Origin of the sequence: Brevibacillus reuszeri (assembly GCF_002897295.1) — a bacterium.
In the GTDB taxonomy this organism is placed as follows: domain Bacteria; phylum Bacillota; class Bacilli; order Brevibacillales; family Brevibacillaceae; genus Brevibacillus; species Brevibacillus reuszeri_A.
Map to the genome: position 1 here is coordinate 22,786 of NZ_BEXF01000033.1, position 19,369 is coordinate 42,154.

Here is a 19,369-nt window from a genome sequence, read left to right on the forward strand (position 1 = left end):
TATCACGCACACACCGCAATATGTAACGAAGCCAAATAACCGCCGACTCACGTTCGATCCTGACCGCTTATCTATGTTCGCCGACCGGATTCTCTCCGGCTTAAACGGCGTAGATAAGACGCAGCTCATACGCGGTGTCAACGCAAAGCTCCGCGCCGAATCCGTATCGGGCGAAGAGATTACGAATGCGTTCGCTATGTCTGCGCTCGAACTCGTAACGAAGGAAACTCCGGAATGGAAATTCGCGGCGGCTCGTGCGCTGCTGACTACGCTATATAAGAAGGCCGCAGTTAATCGGCGCTACAAATCGTACAGTCACGGTCCGTACGGCGCATTCTATCCGCTAGTAGAAGACCTCGTTAATCGCGGCGTCTATCGTAAGGAATTGACGGAAGTATATTCGCGTCAGGATATCGAAGAGTTGGGCGAAGAGATCGACCATGAGCGCGATCTACTTTTCGATTATATCGGACTTCTGACGCTGCAGGAGCGCTATCTGGCGACAGACTTTGACGGGCGCATTATGGAGCTGCCGCAAGAACGCTATATGGTTATCGCGATGTTCCTTATGCAGAACGAACCGGAAGACAAGCGCCTGGATCTCGTTAAGGAAGCGTATTGGGCGATGTCGAACCTGTACATGACGGTCGCAACGCCTACGCTATCTAACGCGGGCAAAGCAACGGGCGGCCAGTTATCGTCGTGCTTTATCGATACGGTCGACGATTCGCTCGAAGGCATATTCGATTCTAATACGGACGTGGCGCGACTTAGTAAAATGGGCGGCGGCATCGGCGTTTATCTCGGCAAGGTGCGCGCAAGAGGATCGGACATTCGCGGCCATAAGAATACGTCTAGCGGCGTCATTCCGTGGATTCGCCAGCTTAACAATACGGCCGTCAGCGTTGATCAGCTCGGTACACGTAAAGGCGCAATCGCCGTCTATCTCGACGTATTCCATAAGGACATTCTCGCGTTCCTCGACCTCAAGCTGAACAACGGAGACGAACGGATGCGCGCGCATGATATCTTCCACGGCGTCTGCATTCCGGATCTCTTCATGGAAACGGTGAAGCAACGCGGAGAATGGGCGTTATTCTGTCCGCATGAGGTCCGAAAAATATTCGGATGGGGCCTCGAGGACTTCTACGATGAGGAAGTCGGCGCCGGCTCATTCCGCGAGAAGTACGCCGAAGCGTTGGCTCATCCGTTGTTACCGCGTATTACCGTACCGGCAATCGATATCATGAAACGGATCATGAAGTCGCAGCTTGAGACCGGGACTCCGTACATGTTTTATCGGGATACGGTTAACCGCGCCAATCCGAACAGTCATCGCGGCATGATCTACTCTTCGAACTTGTGTACGGAAATCATGCAGAACCAATCACCGACCGTAACCGAGTCGGAAGAACTCGTTATGAGGGACGGCCAGACGCGAATCGTAATCACGAAAGTCCCAGGCGACTTCGTCGTATGCAATCTGTCGTCGATTAGCCTCGCACGAGCTGTTCCGGCCAGCGTACTCGATCGCTTAATTCCGATTCAAGTCCGCATGCTCGATAACGTTATCGATATCAACAATATCGAAATCCTGCAGGCGCAACATACGAATCAACAGTACCGCGCAGTCGGACTCGGTACGTTCGGACTCCACCATCTACTCGCGCTTGAAGGTATCCGCTGGGAGTCGGACGAAGCCGTCGCATATAACGACCGCCTGTACGAAGACATCGCGTATCTAACGATTAAGGCAAGCGCTGACCTGGCGAAAGAGAAGGGCGCATACCCAGCGTTCGAGGGTAGCGAATGGCATAGCGGAGAGTATTTCGTTAAACGCGGCTATATCGATGAGAACGCCGAGTCCGTCAAAGAGTCCGATAAGTGGGCGCAATTGACGCTGCAGGTCGTCCAGCACGGTATTCGCAACGGGTATCTGCTCGCGATCGCACCTAACGGGTCAACGTCCATTATCGCAGGCTCGACCGCCAGCATCGACCCAATTTACGAGCTGCTGTCGTACGAGGAAAAGACAACGTATAAGATCGCTAATCCTGCGCCGGATCTCTCGCCAGCTACGATGTGGTACTACAAAACCGCGTTTACTATCGATCAACACTGGTCGATTAAGGCGGCCGCCGTACGGCAGAAACACGTTGACCAAGCGCAGTCATTCAACCTTTACGTGACACCGGACATTAAGGCGAGCGCATTCCTTGCGCTTCATTTAGACGCGTGGAGGTCCGGAATTAAGAGTACGTACTACATCCGGAGCCGCGCACTAACGATTGAAGAATGTGAGAGTTGCGTCAGCTAAATAACGAATAGGAGGGCGATATTTTGCGCCAACAAGCAATATTCAACACGAACGCACCGAATAAATCTACGCGGATTATTGACGGAGAGTGTTCCGGCATTCTCAACTGGAACGACATTCGCATGCCGCATATGTATAAGCTCTACAAGGTTCTACTACTTAATCACTGGATTGCGGACGAAATTCCGATGGCGAAGGATGCGCAGCAGTTTGCGCTCATCGATCCGGAGGAACAGCGCACGTTTAAGATTAATATCGGATTGCTAGCGGTCCTGGACTCGATGCAAACGATGTTCGTCGGCGACGTCAAGCGATATTTCACCGATAGCTCGCTCGAAGCAATCGCGGCCATTATCGGTCAACAGGAGGTCGTACACAACCAATCGTATTCGTACGTATTGTCGTCGATAGTAAGCGATAAAGAACAGCGCGAGATTTTCGAATATTGGAAGCATGACGCCGTGTTGCTCGAAAGGAACACGTTTATCAGCGACATTTACCAGAAGTTCCGCGATGAGCCGTCGCCGCAGACGTTTTTCGAAGCGTTGGTTGCGGATCTCATTCTCGAAGGGATTTTCTTCTACAGTACGTTCGCGTTCTTCTATAACTTGGCGCGCGATCAGAAGATGATGGGAACGTCTCAAATGATCAGTTATATCCAGCGCGATGAGAACCAACATTGCTATTTCTTCGCGGAAGTATTCAAGCAGCTACTCGTCGACTTTCCGGAACTCGATACGCCGGCCAATCGCGAGTATGTCACCGCAACCGTCGACCGCGCCGTCGAACTCGAGACGAATTGGGCGCGCTATACACTCGCTAACGTCCGCGGTATTGATCTCAGAGAGCTGTCCGATTACATCCGTTATATCGCGAATAGGCGCCTGCGCATGATGGGATTGCCAAAACTATACGAAGGCGTCGACGTTAACTGCATGCCGTGGATTAAACCGTTCTCGGACGATGCGCTTAACGCGACGAAGACGGACTTTTTCGAAGGGAAGTCGCGCAACTACGGCAAGGTGGGCGGCGATAACGGATTCGACGATTTATAAACGAGGGAGGCGGAGAATTTTCCGTCTCCTTTTTTTGCGTTTAGGTGTGCGGATTGGACTTGAGCGGCATTGAAGTATATGTAAGGCGCAAAAATAATTACCGCAAACTGTGCGGAAAGCGCCTGAGAGGGAACGTATGTAGTGTAAGACAATTGATGTGGAGGTGATCGGTTGAAAGTGCTACTTTGGTTATTCGCGGCCTATTGGGCAGTTCTTTTCATACTACACGCAACTAACCTCATCGAACTGGACGGATTCACAATAGGTTGCGCGCTAATCCTTGCCGCATTGTCATTCGCTGATAGTGCGGTAGACGAACACATCAAATAACGAAGGAGGCCACGCTATGCCACTACCGAAAGATTCGCTATTCTTCGGATTCGACGCCAAGCTAACGGACGAGCAGCGCGCCTATGTCAACTCGATATTCGACCGCCAGCTCACGATTGTTAACGCGCCGTCAGGTACCGGAAAGACTACGCTCGCTGTCGCCGTTGCGAAGTTACTCGGCAAGCCGCTAGTCTACGTATTTAGTCCGGTCGAAGAAGGGCGCATGGGATTCCGCCCAGGCACGCAGCGCGAAAAGGAAGCCGCGTATATTACTCCGCTAACTGATGCGCTGTATGAGATCGGCGATGACCCGGAAAAGGCGATATACAATCCGGAAAACCTATCGTCATCTAAGCGCGGTGATACGTGGGTTTATCCGATGTCGCACGTATTCGCTCGCGGCATGAATCTCAAGGGGAAAACGGTCATCATCGATGAAGCACAAAACATGACGCGCGGCGAGCTTAAAAAGGTGCTTACGAGGATTCACACGGACTGCCACGTCATCATTATCGGACACGACGGTCAGTGCGATCTCAAGGACGAAGGCAAATCCGGATTCGTCCCGTACATCGAACATTTCCGCAATGAACCGTACGCGGCCGTTTGTGAGTTGACGGTGAATTTCCGCGGTAAGCTGGCGCAGCATGCGGACAAATTACGCTGGTAAAACGAAAGGAGAACGGAATATGAACGGTAAGGAATACGTGATTCTAATCGATGGTAAGCCGAATCGCTACTACAAAGACGGCCAAATTAAGACGTATAAGACACGTGAAAATGCCGTCAAGGAAGCGAAGAAGCTGAGCGGCAGATACGCGAAAGTCGAAGTCGGAAAATTTTCCGCGATTGAATTAGAGGAAGTGAAGGAGGACGTAAAGTGAACGATAAGATTGCGGAGTACATCGAATCATTGGCGCAACAATTAGGCGTGGCCGTGACGCATGTCTACGAGGTGATGACGCGTCAGATGGTGGCGGAAGGGATTACGTACGGACTGTTGAGTCTGGCAGTGGTCGTCGTCATACCGATTGTCGTATATAAGTTGGCGCGGCTCACAATGGAGAAGTACAACGAAGACATGGAATTTTACGTGTTTATGGGCTGGTTTATTGGTGGTATCGGCGCATTGATTTTATTCGCCGCGAGTCTGCTAAGCCTGCCGGATTACGTAATGCACGTTGTTAATCCGGAATATTACACCGTCAAAGAGATTCTTGACGCACTCAAATAACGAAAGGAGAACGCCGATTGAACGATAAACTAACGCAAATCTTCACAATGCAAAAAGCGCTGGATGATCGCATCATTTCCGAACGCGGCATCGATAAGACGGTTGACGAGTGGGTTATCGGAATCACGCTCGCAATGGAGTCCGAAATTGACGAGATCCGACGCGAAGTTAACTGGAAGTGGTGGAAGAATCCGAAGCCGGTCGATAAGACAGCGCTGCAGGGCGAAGTCATCGATATGTGGCACTTCCTCGTAAGCCTTTCGGACAAAGTCGGACTGACTGCGGATGATGTCTACGCAATCTATCTCAAAAAGAATGCGGAGAATCACGCCAGGCAGGACGGAACGAGCGCGAAAGAAGGTTACGGAGTGACGGCGGAAGAGGCGGCCGAGAACATGCGTAAAGCATTCGAAGCGCTTCCGTCAGTGTCGGACTTAATCGGCAAATGAGCCGGCGCAAATCATTCGCCGAACTCGCGGAAGAACACGCGCAAGCCTGGCGAGAGTTCGCGGTCGCTATCGGACTCGTACGCTTGGCGGAATGGCTTAACGGTAAATTAACGAAGGAGGAACGCAAATGAAACGCACACTAATCTTCGAAATGACTGCGCGGGTTCCGTTTGACGAGGAACTGGACGCCATTTATGACGCACTCAGTCCGGAAGAACAAGCGGATAAATTGCGCGAGATGCACGAGAACGGCCGCCAATGGCTCCGCGATGTAACGGACGACTGCGCAGACGTCACCGTCAACGTATACGTAAGTGAGGAGGACGCAAATTGACCGACAGAATCAACGTACTCGATAACGGATATGTCCGCCTAGTCGACGTAATGGGATCGGACTTAACCGTCGCAAATGCAGCGCGAGTATCCTACGCAAAGGAATCGCATGAGCTGACCGAGCGCGATATCCGCTTAATCAAGTTCCTCGCGCGAGAAGGCCATACGTCGCCATTCCGCCATGCAATCGCTCAATTCGAAGTGTATGCACCATTAATGGTCGCGCGCCAATGGTGGAAGTACATCGTCGGCTCGGCGCACATGGAAGGAACCGGCGATAGCCTCGACGCTTGGAACGAATCGAGCCGGCGCTATATTACGGAGGAGTTGACGTTTTACGTACCGGAAGTCGGCGAATGGAGAAGCGCGCCAGAAAATTCGAAACAAGGTAGTGGAGAGCCAATCGAGAAAGATGACGGTCAGTGGTCCGCGATACTAACCGAGTATATCGAGGACGGCGTCCAATTATACGCTCAAGCGTTAAGGGAGGGAATCTGCGCAGAACAAGCGCGCCTATTCCTGCCAGCCTACGGAATGTACGTCCGCTGGTACTGGACCGCCAGCCTGCAGAGTATCGCGCATTTCCTAGCGCAACGACTCGAGCACGACGCGCAGGTAGAGATTCAGGCGTATGCCAAGGCGGTGCTGACGCTGATCGAGGCGCGATTCCCCGTCGCTGTTGGCGAATTACTTTCGAAAGAGGAGGCGGTCGCATCCGAGCAGTAATCGCGGCCATAGTTGCCGTATCAGTCGCATTTACCGGCGTTAATACAGGCGTAGAGCATGCGCAAGCAAAGACGGAAAGTTCCGGTGAAACAGGCAATCATCGGACCTCATCCGCAGAGTGGCGCCAATTCGAAGCCACGGAAGAACCGGAGACGTGGCGGTCCTTCACGGCTACGGCCTACATTGCGCTATGCGATACCGGATGCACCGGCGTCACCTATACCGGCCTTGATGTGCGCCAACACATTACGGTCGATGGGCGGCGAGTCGTTGCGGTCAACCCTCGCGAAATAGCGCTAGGCACGGCGTTCACAATCCGTCAGCCAGACGGCACGGAAATCGACGCGGTCGCTGCTGACGTTGGGTCGGCGATTAAAGGGCGCAAGATTGACGTATTAATGGCGAATTTACACGACGCAAAGCAATTCGGAAGGCAAACGGTGAGTATAAAAATCGAGGAGGAATCGGAATGAACGAAAATATCACGGTATTGAAAGACGAATCCCTCGGCGGAATCGAACGCGAATATCGCGAGGTTAAGCGTAAGGCGACCGTTGGTGAACGGATTAAGATTATCGCGGAGGAAATGCTCGGCGAGAACCGTAAAGGCGAAATTTACACCGTAACGAAAGCGGCTAATTACTCGGATCTCATCGATACATCCGGAAAATGGGACGACGGGTCAACGCTTAACCCTGCGCATGAAGAATACGTAGTCCTCGAACCGTCCGAAATTATCCGCATCGATAACGAGCGCCTCCGTATGGTCGACCGGAAGGCAGCGGTAGGCGAGCGCGTGATTGCGCTAGAGGATTGCTCGGTCAATCCTCGTAATTACGGCCCTGGCGCGGTATTTGAGGTAGAGGCTCACGATTACTTTGGCGTAGATATTACGGATTTGAACGGAGAGGACAACGCGATTCCGCATAGCGACTACCGCGTACTCGAACCGGTTGAATTCGTCAAATCCGACGCACCTACCGCCCCACTATCCGAACAGCCACCGCTCGACCAGGTGGCCGCTAATATTGCCGCGCTACAGACGCAAGTAAGCGGACTCGAAGCGAAAGTCGCCGAGTTGCAGGCGCAAGTGCGTACGGTAATTGAATCCGCTAACCCTGCGGAATTATCTATGAGCGTTAGTGAAGTCGCGGCAGCCGTTAAGGTTGCGGAAGGGTCGGCCGATGATATGCCGCCGAGTTTCGCAAATATGCCGCGCGCTAAATCGCTTCAACAAATCCGCGACGAAATCGTTGAGCGTGCGAAGGCTGACGTTAAGGCGTTGCTCGACCGAAATTACTATGCCGGATACAGTCCGACTATCTGGTTCACGGATAAAGACGGATCTTCTATAACGGATAAGTGCGATTTTATCGTTAACCGCAAAAAACGCACCGTCGTCGCCTTAATCTCGGTGATAAGAGGCGGTAAACCATTCCGCAAAGGCATCGCCAAAGCCGCACCAAACGACGTATTTAACGCTCATATCGGACGTGCGATCGCGCTTCGGTGTGCGCTTGGTCTCGAAGTGCCGGCGGAATACTTGAACGTGCCGAATCCGGAGGAGCCGCGTGTGGGTGACGTAGTTATAATCAGCGGTAATAACGCGGATGGGGTACGCCACTACTACGATATCGGCGATGCAGGCAAAGTGATTCGCGTAGAACACAATTATGTGGACGTTGCCGGAGTAGTTACCAAAGAAAGAAGACGCAGCCAGGGCGGATACAGCCAGTGCGTCGGTATCCCTAACGCTCATATTATCGATGACAGCCGCGAGGTGGTGGGCGCTTGATGACCGCGCTACCTAACATCGCAATCACCGGCGAAATGCGCAGCGGCAAGGACGCCGTTGCCGAATACCTGGCACGCCAATACGGATACACTCCGTTCGCTTTCGGCGACGAGCTTAAGCGCCATTATCACAAGATATTCGGTCCGTCCAAAACGAAGCCACGCGAAGGGTATCAGACATTCGGACAATTTTGTCGCGAACGCGATCCGGATATATGGGTACGGAAGTGTTTTGATAATATCGAAGAAGCCGCGGACTGGAGCGTAGGCGACTACTATATGTACGGTAAAGAATTCCGCGCAGTCATCAGCGACCTCCGCCAGCCTAACGAATTTGTCCGCTGCCGCTCGGAAGGCTACGTCATCATCCGCGTAACAGCTCCGGAAGCCCTCCGCATCGATCGCGCCATCAAGTCCGGCGACACGTTCAATCTACGCGATTTGACGCATGATACCGAAAGCCATGTGCGCAGTTTCGACGTCGACTACGAAATCGTTAACGACGGCACGCTGGCGGAATTGTACGCGAAGGTTGACGAGGTGTTGCGCAATGTCTCCGCTTGAGATATACCGCGAGGCTTATCGCGCCGGCTACTTTTACGGACGGATTGACGCGGACAGAGGCGCGCCATATGACGACAGGACTCCGCTAGAAAAGAGCGCGCGATCTAATCCGCCGTCTCCGCCTCAAACAGCAGCCAACCGTCCTGATCCGCAATGAACACGTAGCGTCGCGCTTCTTGCGGTATCTGCGTCTTACGGTAGAAATGCGCCGCCGATACGTAGCCGCGTTTATCGACGTTGGCTGCGGTCGGATCTGACGCAGAATTAGCGAGCCGGAGCGCTATTACTTGCGCCGTGTGGTCGTAGCCGAGTGTGACGCGGTTGCCATTGCGTAAGTCATACAGCGCGATGATGTCCGATGACAGGCGAAGGCGGCGCTGCTTGTCCGTTGCGACGAATAAGTTGACGAGCGGAATTTCTTCGATATTAAAGCGTTGGGACATCGTTTATCACTCCTTTAACGGGGTTCTATCGCTAATTATACGTAAATTAAACGAAAAGTAAACGATATGGAGGCGGTTAGGTGACGTTTAAATACATCGAATTGTTTGCCGGCATTGGCGGATTTCGTTCCGCATTGGACGGATTAGGCGGAGAGTGTGTCTTCGCGTCCGAAATCGATAAATACGCAAGCCAGGCGTATCGTGCGCTCTATAACGGCGCGTCAGAACTGCACGGAGATATTACGAAGGTTGATGCGCACATCATTCCGGATCATGACGTACTGGTCGGCGGATTCCCGTGCCAAGCGTTTTCGGTCGCCGGTCAGCGTAAGGGATTCGAGGATGCGCGCGGTACGTTATTCTTCGAGATTGCGCGTATTGCTTCCACTAAACAGCCGCGATTGATGCTGCTGGAGAACGTGAAGGGGCTGTTATCGCATGACGGCGGCAAGACGTTCGAAACTATGTGCGCAATCCTTAACGATATCGGCTATGCGATTGACTTCCGTGTCCTCAATTCGAAACATTTCGGAGTGCCGCAGAATCGCGAGCGGATCTTCGTTGCGTGTGATCGTGACGCGGAACATGCGGAATGGGACGTAACCGGCAGCGATGTGGTTGCGAAGGCTAAACGGAGGGCGCAAGCGCTTGGCATACGTACGTTTAACTTCGACTGGCCTGAGAATAGCGTAGTGACTACGCGGTTAAGGGACGTTCTGGAGACGCAAGTTGACGAGAGGTATTATCTTAGCGAGGAAAAGACGGCGAAGTTGATTGCGCAGATCTCCGAGAAAGATGCGGACATTCAGCGGGTTGGTTTCGTAGGTAAGAATACGCAACAGTATCGTGTTCACAGCACGGACGGGATTATGCCTACAATGACAGCTCAAAACGGCGGAGGACGGAACCCAGGCGGATTAATTGCGGTAGATTCGCCGATCATAGCCGGCTCACCCGAACACTACGGTAATGACCAGATGAACCGCGTCTATTCCGTCGACGGCCTTGCGCCAACTATTACGGTAGTCAGCGGCGGCGGACGAGAGCAGAAGATTGCGGAGCCGCAGATTCTCGATACCAAACCGAAGGACGCGTTTAGGATCTATCCCGACTATTGCCCGACTCCCCAGGCCAACGACTACAAAGAACCTAAACAAGTAATCGAACCTCAACTCGAACAATACTCGGACGGTTCTGGCTTGGCGTACACAGTGGACGCCAACTACGCGAAGGGAACATCGCCCGGCGATATCGGAAAAGGGCGTAGGACTCACGTAATGGAAGAAGTCCGCGCAGTCCTAACGCCAGATCGCGAAGAGAAACGCCAAAACGGACGCCGCTTTAAAGACGACGGAGAGGAATCGTTCACGCTCACCGCGCAGGACAAGCACGGGGTCGCAATCGGTCGTTATCCACGCTACCGCATCCGCAAACTGACACCGCGTGAGTGCTGGCGTTTACAGGGATTTACCGACGCACAACATGATACGGTTGCCGCCGCAGGCATATCGGATTCACAGCGCTATAAACAGGCGGGAAATGCCGTCACGGTTAACGTTATCCGAGCGGTTGGCCGTCCGCTAGTTAATCGATTAAAACAAACAGCTGAACTTGCGCAACAGGCAAGCGCGAGTTCAAGCGAACTGGAGGCGGTCTAATGGGCGCAGTTAAAGTAGATACGGAAAAACAGGCGCGAGCATACGAGGTGAAATACTGTCTCGATAGCGTGGCCGGCGTTAAGGCGTTATTACGCGATCGCCACCGCATAGCCGAGCGGCGCTACAAAGGCGACACGGCGGCCAGCGATATATTGATCGATTTGCACAGCGCAATTAACAGCGCCGACTTAACGGAGCGCCAGACGGAGGCGATTGCGTGGGTATATGGGCGGGACATAACGCAAGCGAAGGCGGCCGGGATTATGGGGATTGCGCAGAAAAACGTTAGCGAAGCGATTGACCGCGCTGCAGAGGCGATTGCCGGCGTGTTTGAGCGGTGGGAATATGGCGTGGTAACGGTCGAATTTGACGAAGAGGAGACGGACAATGACGGACTTTAAGACGAAATTCAACGAGGACACAACGGCACTCATCGCAGCCAATATCGCAGACAGAACGGAGCGTATGGCGGCTGTGCAGGCGTTAATTGACCGCTATATCGAAGCAAACGGAGAGATACCGGATCGGGCGCAGCTTGAGCGCCTGACCGATTATGTACTGCGCGAGGAATTGACGGACCCTGACCCGTATAAATCGGAGCATAACGAGTATCCAATATTAAGCGAGATTCAATTATCGAGACGTCGCGAAGGAAGGCGCGGCTCTGCCCGTACTAATATCCGCGGAGAAACACCGATTAGAAGCGATGGAGACGAAGATACTACGAGCGATAAGCACGCTCCCGTCGGCGTATTCCTTGCGTCAGACGGAAAGGACTACCGCAAGCCGATTCGTCGCACACGCGGTAAAAACGAATTGATTTATATGGACGAACACGCAAAGATACGCAACAAACAACGCGCAGAGCAGTACAAGAAAGATACGTCGCCTGGCGCGGTTATATCGTATAATCTGCGGGAAACAGGCGGAGAGTTGACGGAGCCGTTCGTAGCCTGCCGTGAAATCGGATATCGAGCTGTTCCGGAGTACTATCGCTAGGATTTAGGCGCCAGAAATGGCGTCTTTTTCATGTCTAACCGTATATTTTGCGATTTCTTCGGACTTAGAGATTAGGACATCACCGGATAAACTCCGGACACTATAGACGCAAAGGGGACGTTATAAATGGCGCAATCAACGCGCGAACTAAACGTAAACATCAACGTTGACATCACGGAAACCATCCGCGGACTCAAAGCGATCCAGCGCGAGGCGAAGAGAGCTGCGCAGGCGTTACGGGAGTTGGAGGCGGTACAGAAGGCGGTGTATGCGAATGAGTAGCGCAACAACGCGTAAGGTAACGAAGCTTCTTAACGGAGGGCCAATCGGCACGCTAACGCCAACTAGCGGACGCATGGCGCGAGATGAAGCCGGACGCGTTTACGAATATAAATCGATGGAACAGAAAGACGTTGAGCGCCGGCGTAAATATGCCGAACGTGACCAACGTCATTTTTCGTTCTCGGACATGCGTAATATGCGCGAGATAACGGAGTCGCTATCGAATAAGTATTGCGGCTATGTGCTGCTCCTGCAGCCGTACATTGCGTTTAAATCGGGACTGCTCGTACACAATGGACGCGACGGGAAGCCTCTTAAGGCCGCTGACTTTGCCGCCATATGGAACGTATCTAAGCGTACAGCTAACGTAGTGCTTGACGAGCTAGAAGCGCACAGCATCGTATTCGGAGGCACCAACGGTACGTATACGCTGAGCGACCGCTATCATTTCCGCAAAAAAGCTGGCGACGAAGTGGACGCGTTAATTAAGACGTTCTTTACTACGTTGCGGCGCGTACGATTGACTGCGGCCGATCTCGGCATACTGTACAAGCTGCTTCCGTACGTTCACCTGGATACAAACGTTATCTGCTCCGATCCATTTGCGGAGAATCCAGAAGACGTGCGCTATCTCAACGAGAAGCATATCGCGGGCGTACTCGACATGAGTGCGGACAAGACTCGCGCAGCCATGAAGAGATTGCGCAAGGCCGGAGTTACCGGTGAATGGACGAAAGAATACGACGACCGCGAGACGCTGACGGTGCTTAATCCGTACGTGTTCTATCGTAAATCAGGCGAACCGGACGGAACCTTGCGGACACTTTTCGCGGCACAACGGTTCGAGACTACGTAGGAATTACCATAAATTGGCCTATATACACGACCTTTTTTGCACGAAATGGCCGAAATACAAGACCTTTTTTGCACACTCAAAAACGGGAGGAAATCGGGAATAATCTAAAGTTTTCGCCGTTTATCTCCCGTTTACTCACTTACGCGAAATAGATTCCTTCTTATCTATAATATCAAAGGAGACGATAATATGACGCAAAAATACGGTATTCAGATTACGGACAATAACGGTGATACTTTCGTTCTGTTGGCGCAAGGTAAGGACCGGTATCAGACGTTTAACAGCTACGCAAAGGCAGACGACTATAATTACGAATTTGAAGACGGATTGCCAGACGGAGTTACTAGCGCTGTAGTGGCGCTATAAGTCGGACGAAGATCACGTCCGTCACTTCCGCCGCCTAACGGCGACGTCGTGAATCATATAATCTTTGTCTGCGTTATTCTTTTAGGAGAAGAGATTTACGCGGTCTAATTGTCATAATTCCAGGACGGTGTTAGCCGGACTGGGGCAAGGCCAGAAGGCCGCGGCAGGCTTTAGACCTTTGCTTCTAGATGCATGAAGCCCACTCAAAGAAGCCTCTCATGTAGGCAAATCAAAAACAATAACGCTAACACTAACGTTAGCCTTAATCGGAGGGATTGCGCTATGTTAACGGTAATGTACGTATTGCTAGGCGTTCACATTGCGTTATTTATAGCGTGTTTCGCTTTCGCAAGAAGCGCTATATGGCGTCATGATCACGTTTGGGATACCGTAAAGACGATCGTATACATGGCGTTATTTCCTGGCGTATTGTTATTCTTTATCCTTCTTTTACGGTATGGATAGCGGAAGGGGATTGCGCTATGGAAATCGTTGACCATACGACATACCGAGCGTTCGTTGACTGGTATAAGTCGCGGATTAATGGCGAATGGGAATACGTAAAGGTACCGCTTGGCGTAGAACTCGTACACACGTCCGGAAAGCTAATCGCAGCAGTACGGTTAAATCAAGGCTGGGCTGATGCGGAGTTACTCGCGGTATATAGGTACGAATTAAGCCGGAAATGTACTGCGACAGTATCTACGCTGTAAACCTGCGAAATATAGGCGGAAATTAGCGTATATAATAGAAGCGAAATTTTTACGAGTGGCTTCGTTAGTTGACGGAACCCTGCGATTATCCGCTGAAACGCTCCGGACGGACAGCCTTCGAAAACTCACGGGGTTCAGCGTTATTTTCATGCATAAACGGTGTATAAACGATGAATATCGCGTGTATATCGGCGTGAAAATGGATACGAAAAATGAAAACCGCGTAACCATGCGGATTCTTCCGTTTAGACTTATGTGCAAAACCCATGTTTTGTGCACATGTCCGTACTGTAAAGCACTAAAGCGTAGGCCCCCGGGGGTGGTTACGAAAAGTGAGCGCCACCTGACGTCCGAACATTTCTCGCAAAATTTTATAACCGAGGGGTTAACGTAATCTCAAACGCAAGCATATACTCTACGCCGAATCTGACCGTTGATTTAGGCGTTTTTGTGTTTCCGGAGTATAAACGGTCACCTAGCGCAATCAAACGCTAAATCCACGCTAATTTTACGGAAGGAGGACGCAACCATGTCCGATAAGAAGAAAGCCGCACTCGAAGCACGATTAGAAGGGCGCCAAATTAAAGCCGCGCTACTATGCGTTGAGCGCGAGTTCGCAGCGGAAGACGAGCGCAAGTCATTCGATGAAATCGCTGAAGAAATCGGCATCAGCCGCCAATCGCTGTTTAAGTGGCGTACGCAAAATCGCGCTTTTATTGAGTACGTCAATTATGTCGCGGATGATTTCCTAGCGTCTGAGCGTGCGTACGTCTACCGCCAGCTAATGAAGACGATAAACGGACCGCAACCAAGCGTCAAGGGTATCGATCTCTACTTTAAGCGGCACGGTCTCATTACGCAGCAGGTCGCCGTCGAATCTAAAGACGCTACGTCAACGCGTTCGAACAAAGAAATCACGCAGGAACTCGAAGAGCTGGACGTACTGCTGGCGGAAGTCGACGGCGAAGAATAACGAAGGAGGTGCGTTCCAATCGCATTTGTCAACGATGCCTGGCTTGATAAAGCTGCGCGAGAAGAGCGCATCAAGCTCGTTAGTGAGCGCGCCAAGAAACTACGCGACCTAGTCAAAGCCGGCCGAGCAACGACATATCACGAAGAATCATTGCGCGCTACGATTGCGGAGTTAAAGCGGCTCAAGCGTATCGATCGCGCTGAGTACGATTTGCTCTATTTCACATACGAATATTTCTCGGAGGACCTAAATCCGGGCAATCCCGATAATTTGATACCAGCCGGACAGAAATACGAAGACGCGGCGGAGTTTCACCGGACGCTATGTTCGCTGCTGGACGATATCTCGCGCGGCGGAATCGAATCGAACGTCGGATGGTCGGTAGGACGACGCCACGCCAAGACCGCCTATCTATCGAACTCGTATCTGTGCCACCAAGCGGTATATCGGCACAAGCACTATATCGTCGAGGTTTCGGAGACAACGGACGTAGCCGGCGACTTTATCCAATGGGCGCGTAATCAGCTCGTATTCAACGAGAAGCTGCGCGAAGATTTCGGCGTTTTACTTCATCCGCGAAAGTCGATGAACGAGACGGACAACAAGTACGAATTTATCACGCTAACCGGAACGAAAGTCGAAGCGAAGGGCATGGGTACGCAGATGCGCGGACTCCGTCACGGGTCACATCGGCCAGACTTGTTTTTGCTCGACGATTTGGAATCCGGCGACAACACGAATACGAAAGAACTCCGCGCGAAGAACCTTAACTGGTTCCGGACGGAAATGCTCGAGGCGCTAGGCTTCGGCGGCATTTGCGTATACATGGGAACTATCGTTCATTATGACTCACTGCTGAATCACGTACTGACTAAGCGTAAGGACTTTATCTCGCGCAAGTTCCCGGCGATTCTACGCTGGTCTGAGCGCGAGGACTTATGGCAACAATGGCGCGAGATTTATAACGCGGACAGAGACGAAGCAAAAGACGAGGCCGACGCCTTCTATGCGGAGAACGAGGCGGAAATGCTGCGCGGTACGGAAGTATTGTGGCCGCAAGCCTATACGTACAAGTATTTCATGGAAAAGCGCGAGGCTATCGGTACCAAGGCGTTCAATCAGGAGTACCTCGGCAACCCGATCGACGAGGAATCGCAGGTATTTAAGCCGGAAGACTTCGTTTACTACGTTGATACAGACATCGACCGCGAACAACTAGAAATTTACTGTGGAATTGACTTCGCGATGGGAAAAGAGAAAGGCGACTATAGCGCGATTGTTACCGTCGGCAAATCACCGAGCGGTATTTTTTATGTCCTGGACGTGTTTATGCAACGCATCCATCCAGACGTCTTACTCAACACCGCAGTAGATAAGACTTTTGAATATTACTACGAAGGGTTAGGCGTTGAGGCGCAGCAGGCGCAGGAATGGTTCGCGCAGAAATTAGCGGAGGCTCTACAAAAGCGCGGTTATCCGTCACAAACGCGCCTGAAACAGATAAAGCAGCGCACAAGGAAAAGCCTGCGGATTGAGGCGTTACTGCCGGACATTCAGGCGGGACGAATACGCTTTAAACGCGAACAACGACTACTACTCGAAATGTTCGAATTGTACCCGAATCATAACCACGATGACGGACCCGATGCGCTGTCCATGGCGTTATCTGTTGCGCAGTCATCGGCAGGGTATATCCGAAATACACGCAAGCGAACACGATAATCAATCGAAAGGAGGACGCAAATGTTAGCGAAATACTTAGCGCCATATGAGACGATTAGCGAGGACTTTTACGAGCGCCTTATTTTCTCTCCGCTGCAGCAGGCGTTGGGGGCGCAGACTTGGCGCAGGATCGACCGCCAACTACGAGATTACGAATACTACGCCGGCAAGCAGCACGTTAGCCCGGAGACGGGCCAATTAGTAGCTGCGGAAGATATGCCGCGTCCACCCGGACTAGACTACGATCCGACGCGATTCCCGACGAACTATTTCAAATCGTTTATCGATAAGAAAGCGCGCTGGTTGATGGGCGGCCAACACGGAATTAACGTTCCGACTCCGCAAGAGCCCACGCCAGCGCAGGCGCAGGTTGCCGCAAATTACGAATCGTTGCTGTATCAGTTATGGCGCGAAAACAAGATGCGCACGTCCTTAACGAAGGCAGCTCGCGATTACCTTATCGCCCGCCGCGTCGTATGCAAGATCGTATTTGACACGAATACCGGTAAGCTGCGTTGGGTATGGCGGCCGGATACCGAATTTGTTCCTGTTTATTCCGACGAAGACATGACGCTATTGATCGGCGGCCACTTCGTGTCAGAACGCGAAGAGGGCGGGCGGACGCTCATCCGCAAAGAATCGTTTACGCTCGAAGGTGGAGCGTGTTATTACGAAGACGCCGAATATACTACGGACTTGAAACGCTACCACACGATTACGGAGAAGGCGTCGATGGGAATCGATTTCCTACCGCTCGTAGCGTTCGCGGTGCCAGGATTGTCTGGCGAGGAAATGGATACGTCAGAAATCGAAGCGATGCGCGCTGTTACCGATCGCCTTAACGCGATGAATGAGGACGCGGCTGATTCGCTTAAATTCGAAATGTTCGCGATGACGGCGTTTTTAAACGTACCTGCAGGAACGGCCGATAAGGTGCAGATTGCCCCCGGTGCAAGTCTAGAAGTAGTTGCTGGCCCAGGCGCAGACACCAAGCCGGACGTCAAACGGATAGAAGGTACGTTCTCTTGGTCCGCGGCATTCGACGGACAGTATTCGCGATTGAAAGCGGCATTGCACGAGATTACGTCGCTCCCTAACGTTGTACCGCAAGAACTAAACTTCGGCGGACTCAATGGTGACGCGCTACACGTACTATTCCAATCGATCATACAGGAAACCGAAGAACATTGGCTCGAATGGCAGGACGGACTGCAGGAGTTGCACGAAAAGTCTATACGCTACCTTAAGGCGCGCCTCGATCGCGCTGTTTTTGCGTACGACAAAACGATTATACGGTCGATTAACGACTATTCAAACGAGATTAAATTCGTTCTTCCGTTGCCGGATAATCGCAAGTCACTCGTTGAGTTGTTGACGGAGGAAACCGCGTCAGGATTTGAATCCATTGCCGGAGCTATGCGCCGTTTAGGCGTAGAGAATGTTGCGGCGAAAAAGCAAGAAATCGCAGGTGAGACGGCGGAAAGACGAGCGGAGACAGACCCGTACCAAGGAGGAAACGGTAGTGTCTAGGTTTTCAAACTCAACCGTCACGCATTTGGCCGGCGCTAATGCGGTCGATGCACAGGCAGTTACGCCCAACAATAACGCAAATTTAACGCGTGGCGCGACGAAAGGGCTGTACGTAGGCAGCCCCGGAGACGTTGTCGTAGTCATGGCCGGCGGAAGCGAAGTCAAATTTACCGGATTGGCTGCCGGCATTGTACATCCGTTATCAGTTGTTAGTGTTAAGGCGACCGGAACGACGGCGACCGGCATTGTCGCGGTGTACTAACGATGATTATCGGAGTAGGCGTAGGAATGGGCGCGACAAAGATAAACGCTGAGCCATCGGTATTATTTGCGGATGACTTTAATCGTGCGGATGCCGCCGCGTTAGGCGAACCGTGGTCCGTGTTTGCGGGAAGTTGGGGCATATCGGGTAACACCGCGAAGATTATTGCGAGTCCGGACTACGATCAGATTGCGTACGTTAACCTGCCTGGCGCGGACAAGGTATCCGTCAAGGCACGCGTACAAATGGGCGCATCGGATGCGTCGATCATCGTCCGATACAATCCGGATTCTCGCGATAACTTTTACCAATGGGGCAAGGACGGCCGCCTATATAAGAACGTCGCCGGCGCCTGGAACGCACTCGGTTCGTACAATCCGCCGAGCGGTATCGAGTGGGCTGAATTAGAGATCGTGCTTAACGACGCCAATATCGACGCCTACTATAACGGTCTGAAAGTCGTGTCCGTCACGGATACCGCGCTTATCGATAACAAGTGCTTCGGTATGCGCAACGGCAACGGAACAAGTGGCGTATGGGACGATTTCGAGATTAAGGCGGTGGCGCCGTGATTGTAAACGTACCGAAAATCGGGACCGGATCATTTGACGATCCAGTGCGTCCGGATACGGCGGCCAAGTGGTGGCAGATCGTCGAAGAGAACGAAGATAGTTACGTTATCGAGATCCTCGAATAGCGTGACCGACTTACGGCATGTCGTTAAACTGGCGGTCATTTAACGTAATAGTCGACGCGACTTTAA

The 19,369-nt window shown here is 52.1% G+C and carries 25 protein-coding genes; 24 read left to right on the forward strand and 1 reads right to left on the reverse strand.

Annotated elements, in window-relative coordinates; all coding sequences use genetic code 11:
• Position 1: 1 nt before the first annotated feature.
• The 11 genes from C3B52_RS31275 (at position 2) to C3B52_RS31325 (ending at position 8,802) form a co-directional block, all read left to right on the forward strand.
• Positions 2–2,317, forward strand: coding sequence for a ribonucleoside-diphosphate reductase subunit alpha (locus C3B52_RS31275; RefSeq protein WP_103110250.1), 2,316 nt, complete (start codon positions 2–4; stop codon positions 2,315–2,317).
• Positions 2,318–2,340: 23 nt separating this feature from the next.
• Positions 2,341–3,372 carry a ribonucleotide-diphosphate reductase subunit beta gene (locus tag C3B52_RS31280; protein ID WP_103110251.1) on the forward strand — a complete coding sequence of 344 codons (1,032 nt, stop codon included), beginning with the start codon at positions 2,341–2,343 and terminating at the stop codon, positions 3,370–3,372.
• A gap of 346 nt (positions 3,373–3,718) precedes the next feature.
• Positions 3,719–4,372, forward strand: coding sequence for a PhoH family protein (locus C3B52_RS31285; RefSeq protein ID WP_103110252.1), 654 nt, complete (start codon positions 3,719–3,721; stop codon positions 4,370–4,372).
• A 19-nt stretch (positions 4,373–4,391) separates the two neighbouring features.
• The gene (locus C3B52_RS31290; RefSeq protein WP_103110253.1) at positions 4,392–4,586 is read left to right on the forward strand and encodes a hypothetical protein; all 195 of its coding nucleotides are present in this window, start codon (positions 4,392–4,394) and stop codon (positions 4,584–4,586) included.
• The gene (locus C3B52_RS31295; RefSeq protein WP_103110254.1) at positions 4,583–4,936 is read left to right on the forward strand and encodes a hypothetical protein; all 354 of its coding nucleotides are present in this window, start codon (positions 4,583–4,585) and stop codon (positions 4,934–4,936) included. The genes C3B52_RS31290 and C3B52_RS31295 overlap by 4 nt, the downstream gene beginning before the upstream one ends.
• 17 nt (positions 4,937–4,953) lie before the next feature.
• Complete coding sequence (locus C3B52_RS31300; protein ID WP_103110255.1) at positions 4,954–5,385, forward strand: dUTPase; 432 nt, start codon at positions 4,954–4,956, stop codon at positions 5,383–5,385.
• A 127-nt stretch (positions 5,386–5,512) separates the two neighbouring features.
• On the forward strand, positions 5,513–5,719 hold the full coding sequence (locus C3B52_RS31305) for a hypothetical protein (protein ID WP_103110256.1): 207 nt from the start codon (positions 5,513–5,515) through the stop codon (positions 5,717–5,719).
• Positions 5,716–6,444, forward strand: a complete 729-nt coding sequence (thyX, locus tag C3B52_RS31310) for an FAD-dependent thymidylate synthase (protein ID WP_103110257.1) — start codon at positions 5,716–5,718, stop codon at positions 6,442–6,444. The genes C3B52_RS31305 and thyX overlap by 4 nt, the downstream gene beginning before the upstream one ends.
• A gap of 233 nt (positions 6,445–6,677) precedes the next feature.
• Entirely contained in the window at positions 6,678–6,917 is a 240-nt protein-coding gene (locus C3B52_RS36930; protein WP_164685005.1) for a 3D domain-containing protein, read from the forward strand.
• Complete coding sequence (locus C3B52_RS31320) at positions 6,914–8,239, forward strand: hypothetical protein (protein ID WP_103110258.1); 1,326 nt, start codon at positions 6,914–6,916, stop codon at positions 8,237–8,239. Before C3B52_RS36930 ends, C3B52_RS31320 begins: the two co-directional genes overlap by 4 nt.
• On the forward strand, positions 8,239–8,802 hold the full coding sequence (locus tag C3B52_RS31325) for an adenylate kinase (RefSeq protein ID WP_103110259.1): 564 nt from the start codon (positions 8,239–8,241) through the stop codon (positions 8,800–8,802). Before C3B52_RS31320 ends, C3B52_RS31325 begins: the two co-directional genes overlap by 1 nt.
• A gap of 104 nt (positions 8,803–8,906) precedes the next feature.
• On the opposite strand, the gene C3B52_RS31330 is transcribed toward C3B52_RS31325, so the two are convergent.
• Positions 8,907–9,245, reverse strand: coding sequence for a hypothetical protein (locus C3B52_RS31330; protein ID WP_103110260.1), 339 nt, complete (start codon positions 9,243–9,245; stop codon positions 8,907–8,909).
• Positions 9,246–9,325: 80 nt separating this feature from the next.
• On the opposite strand from C3B52_RS31330, the gene dcm reads away from it, so the two are divergent.
• The 13 genes from dcm to C3B52_RS37925 all read left to right on the forward strand — a co-directional run bounded on the left by dcm (position 9,326) and on the right by C3B52_RS37925 (position 19,303).
• Positions 9,326–10,903 (forward strand): DNA (cytosine-5-)-methyltransferase, encoded by a 1,578-nt coding sequence (gene dcm / locus C3B52_RS31335; RefSeq protein ID WP_235615915.1) that lies wholly within the window; start codon positions 9,326–9,328, stop codon positions 10,901–10,903.
• Complete coding sequence (locus tag C3B52_RS31340; protein ID WP_103110261.1) at positions 10,903–11,304, forward strand: sigma factor-like helix-turn-helix DNA-binding protein; 402 nt, start codon at positions 10,903–10,905, stop codon at positions 11,302–11,304. The genes dcm and C3B52_RS31340 overlap by 1 nt, the downstream gene beginning before the upstream one ends.
• Positions 11,291–11,902 carry a hypothetical protein gene (locus C3B52_RS31345; RefSeq protein WP_103110262.1) on the forward strand — a complete coding sequence of 204 codons (612 nt, stop codon included), beginning with the start codon at positions 11,291–11,293 and terminating at the stop codon, positions 11,900–11,902. The genes C3B52_RS31340 and C3B52_RS31345 overlap by 14 nt, the downstream gene beginning before the upstream one ends.
• Positions 11,903–12,028: 126 nt before the next feature.
• On the forward strand, positions 12,029–12,184 hold the full coding sequence (locus C3B52_RS36935) for a hypothetical protein (protein WP_164685006.1): 156 nt from the start codon (positions 12,029–12,031) through the stop codon (positions 12,182–12,184).
• Positions 12,177–13,040, forward strand: coding sequence for a hypothetical protein (locus tag C3B52_RS31350; protein ID WP_103110263.1), 864 nt, complete (start codon positions 12,177–12,179; stop codon positions 13,038–13,040). The genes C3B52_RS36935 and C3B52_RS31350 overlap by 8 nt, the downstream gene beginning before the upstream one ends.
• A 189-nt stretch (positions 13,041–13,229) precedes the next feature.
• Positions 13,230–13,406, forward strand: a complete 177-nt coding sequence (locus C3B52_RS36940; protein WP_164684998.1) for a hypothetical protein — start codon at positions 13,230–13,232, stop codon at positions 13,404–13,406.
• Between the two features lie 482 nt (positions 13,407–13,888).
• Positions 13,889–14,119 (forward strand): hypothetical protein, encoded by a 231-nt coding sequence (locus C3B52_RS31360; protein ID WP_103110265.1) that lies wholly within the window; start codon positions 13,889–13,891, stop codon positions 14,117–14,119.
• Positions 14,120–14,648: 529 nt separating this feature from the next.
• Positions 14,649–15,092: a phBC6A51 family helix-turn-helix protein gene (locus tag C3B52_RS31365; protein ID WP_103110266.1), complete on the forward strand. Its 444-nt coding sequence runs from the start codon at positions 14,649–14,651 to the stop codon at positions 15,090–15,092.
• 150 nt (positions 15,093–15,242) lie between these two features.
• The gene (gene terL / locus C3B52_RS31370; protein WP_235615916.1) at positions 15,243–16,814 is read left to right on the forward strand and encodes a phage terminase large subunit; all 1,572 of its coding nucleotides are present in this window, start codon (positions 15,243–15,245) and stop codon (positions 16,812–16,814) included.
• 21 nt (positions 16,815–16,835) lie between these two features.
• Complete coding sequence (locus tag C3B52_RS31375; protein WP_103110268.1) at positions 16,836–18,344, forward strand: phage portal protein; 1,509 nt, start codon at positions 16,836–16,838, stop codon at positions 18,342–18,344.
• Positions 18,337–18,606: a spike base protein, RCAP_Rcc01079 family gene (locus C3B52_RS31380; protein WP_201264966.1), complete on the forward strand. Its 270-nt coding sequence runs from the start codon at positions 18,337–18,339 to the stop codon at positions 18,604–18,606. The genes C3B52_RS31375 and C3B52_RS31380 overlap by 8 nt, the downstream gene beginning before the upstream one ends.
• A 26-nt stretch (positions 18,607–18,632) precedes the next feature.
• Complete coding sequence (locus tag C3B52_RS31385) at positions 18,633–19,178, forward strand: hypothetical protein (RefSeq protein ID WP_235615917.1); 546 nt, start codon at positions 18,633–18,635, stop codon at positions 19,176–19,178.
• A complete protein-coding gene (locus tag C3B52_RS37925; RefSeq protein ID WP_268811915.1) occupies positions 19,175–19,303 on the forward strand; it encodes a hypothetical protein in 129 nt (42 codons plus the stop codon). The genes C3B52_RS31385 and C3B52_RS37925 overlap by 4 nt, the downstream gene beginning before the upstream one ends.
• Positions 19,304–19,369 lie beyond the last annotated feature (66 nt).

Coding starts and splice junctions, on each gene's coding strand:
- C3B52_RS31330 (WP_103110260.1), bottom strand. CDS start 9,245: ATGTCCCAACGCTTTAATATCGAAGAAATTCCGCTCGTCAACTTATTC.
- C3B52_RS31375 (WP_103110268.1), top strand. CDS start 16,836: ATGTTAGCGAAATACTTAGCGCCATATGAGACGATTAGCGAGGACTTT.
- C3B52_RS31340 (WP_103110261.1), top strand. CDS start 10,903: ATGGGCGCAGTTAAAGTAGATACGGAAAAACAGGCGCGAGCATACGAG.
- C3B52_RS31350 (WP_103110263.1), top strand. CDS start 12,177: ATGAGTAGCGCAACAACGCGTAAGGTAACGAAGCTTCTTAACGGAGGG.
- C3B52_RS31365 (WP_103110266.1), top strand. CDS start 14,649: ATGTCCGATAAGAAGAAAGCCGCACTCGAAGCACGATTAGAAGGGCGC.
- C3B52_RS31320 (WP_103110258.1), top strand. CDS start 6,914: ATGAACGAAAATATCACGGTATTGAAAGACGAATCCCTCGGCGGAATC.
- C3B52_RS36935 (WP_164685006.1), top strand. CDS start 12,029: ATGGCGCAATCAACGCGCGAACTAAACGTAAACATCAACGTTGACATC.
- C3B52_RS31290 (WP_103110253.1), top strand. CDS start 4,392: ATGAACGGTAAGGAATACGTGATTCTAATCGATGGTAAGCCGAATCGC.
- C3B52_RS31360 (WP_103110265.1), top strand. CDS start 13,889: ATGGAAATCGTTGACCATACGACATACCGAGCGTTCGTTGACTGGTAT.
- C3B52_RS31285 (WP_103110252.1), top strand. CDS start 3,719: ATGCCACTACCGAAAGATTCGCTATTCTTCGGATTCGACGCCAAGCTA.
- C3B52_RS31345 (WP_103110262.1), top strand. CDS start 11,291: ATGACGGACTTTAAGACGAAATTCAACGAGGACACAACGGCACTCATC.
- C3B52_RS31305 (WP_103110256.1), top strand. CDS start 5,513: ATGAAACGCACACTAATCTTCGAAATGACTGCGCGGGTTCCGTTTGAC.
- C3B52_RS31385 (WP_235615917.1), top strand. CDS start 18,633: ATGGGCGCGACAAAGATAAACGCTGAGCCATCGGTATTATTTGCGGAT.
- C3B52_RS36940 (WP_164684998.1), top strand. CDS start 13,230: ATGACGCAAAAATACGGTATTCAGATTACGGACAATAACGGTGATACT.
- C3B52_RS31325 (WP_103110259.1), top strand. CDS start 8,239: ATGACCGCGCTACCTAACATCGCAATCACCGGCGAAATGCGCAGCGGC.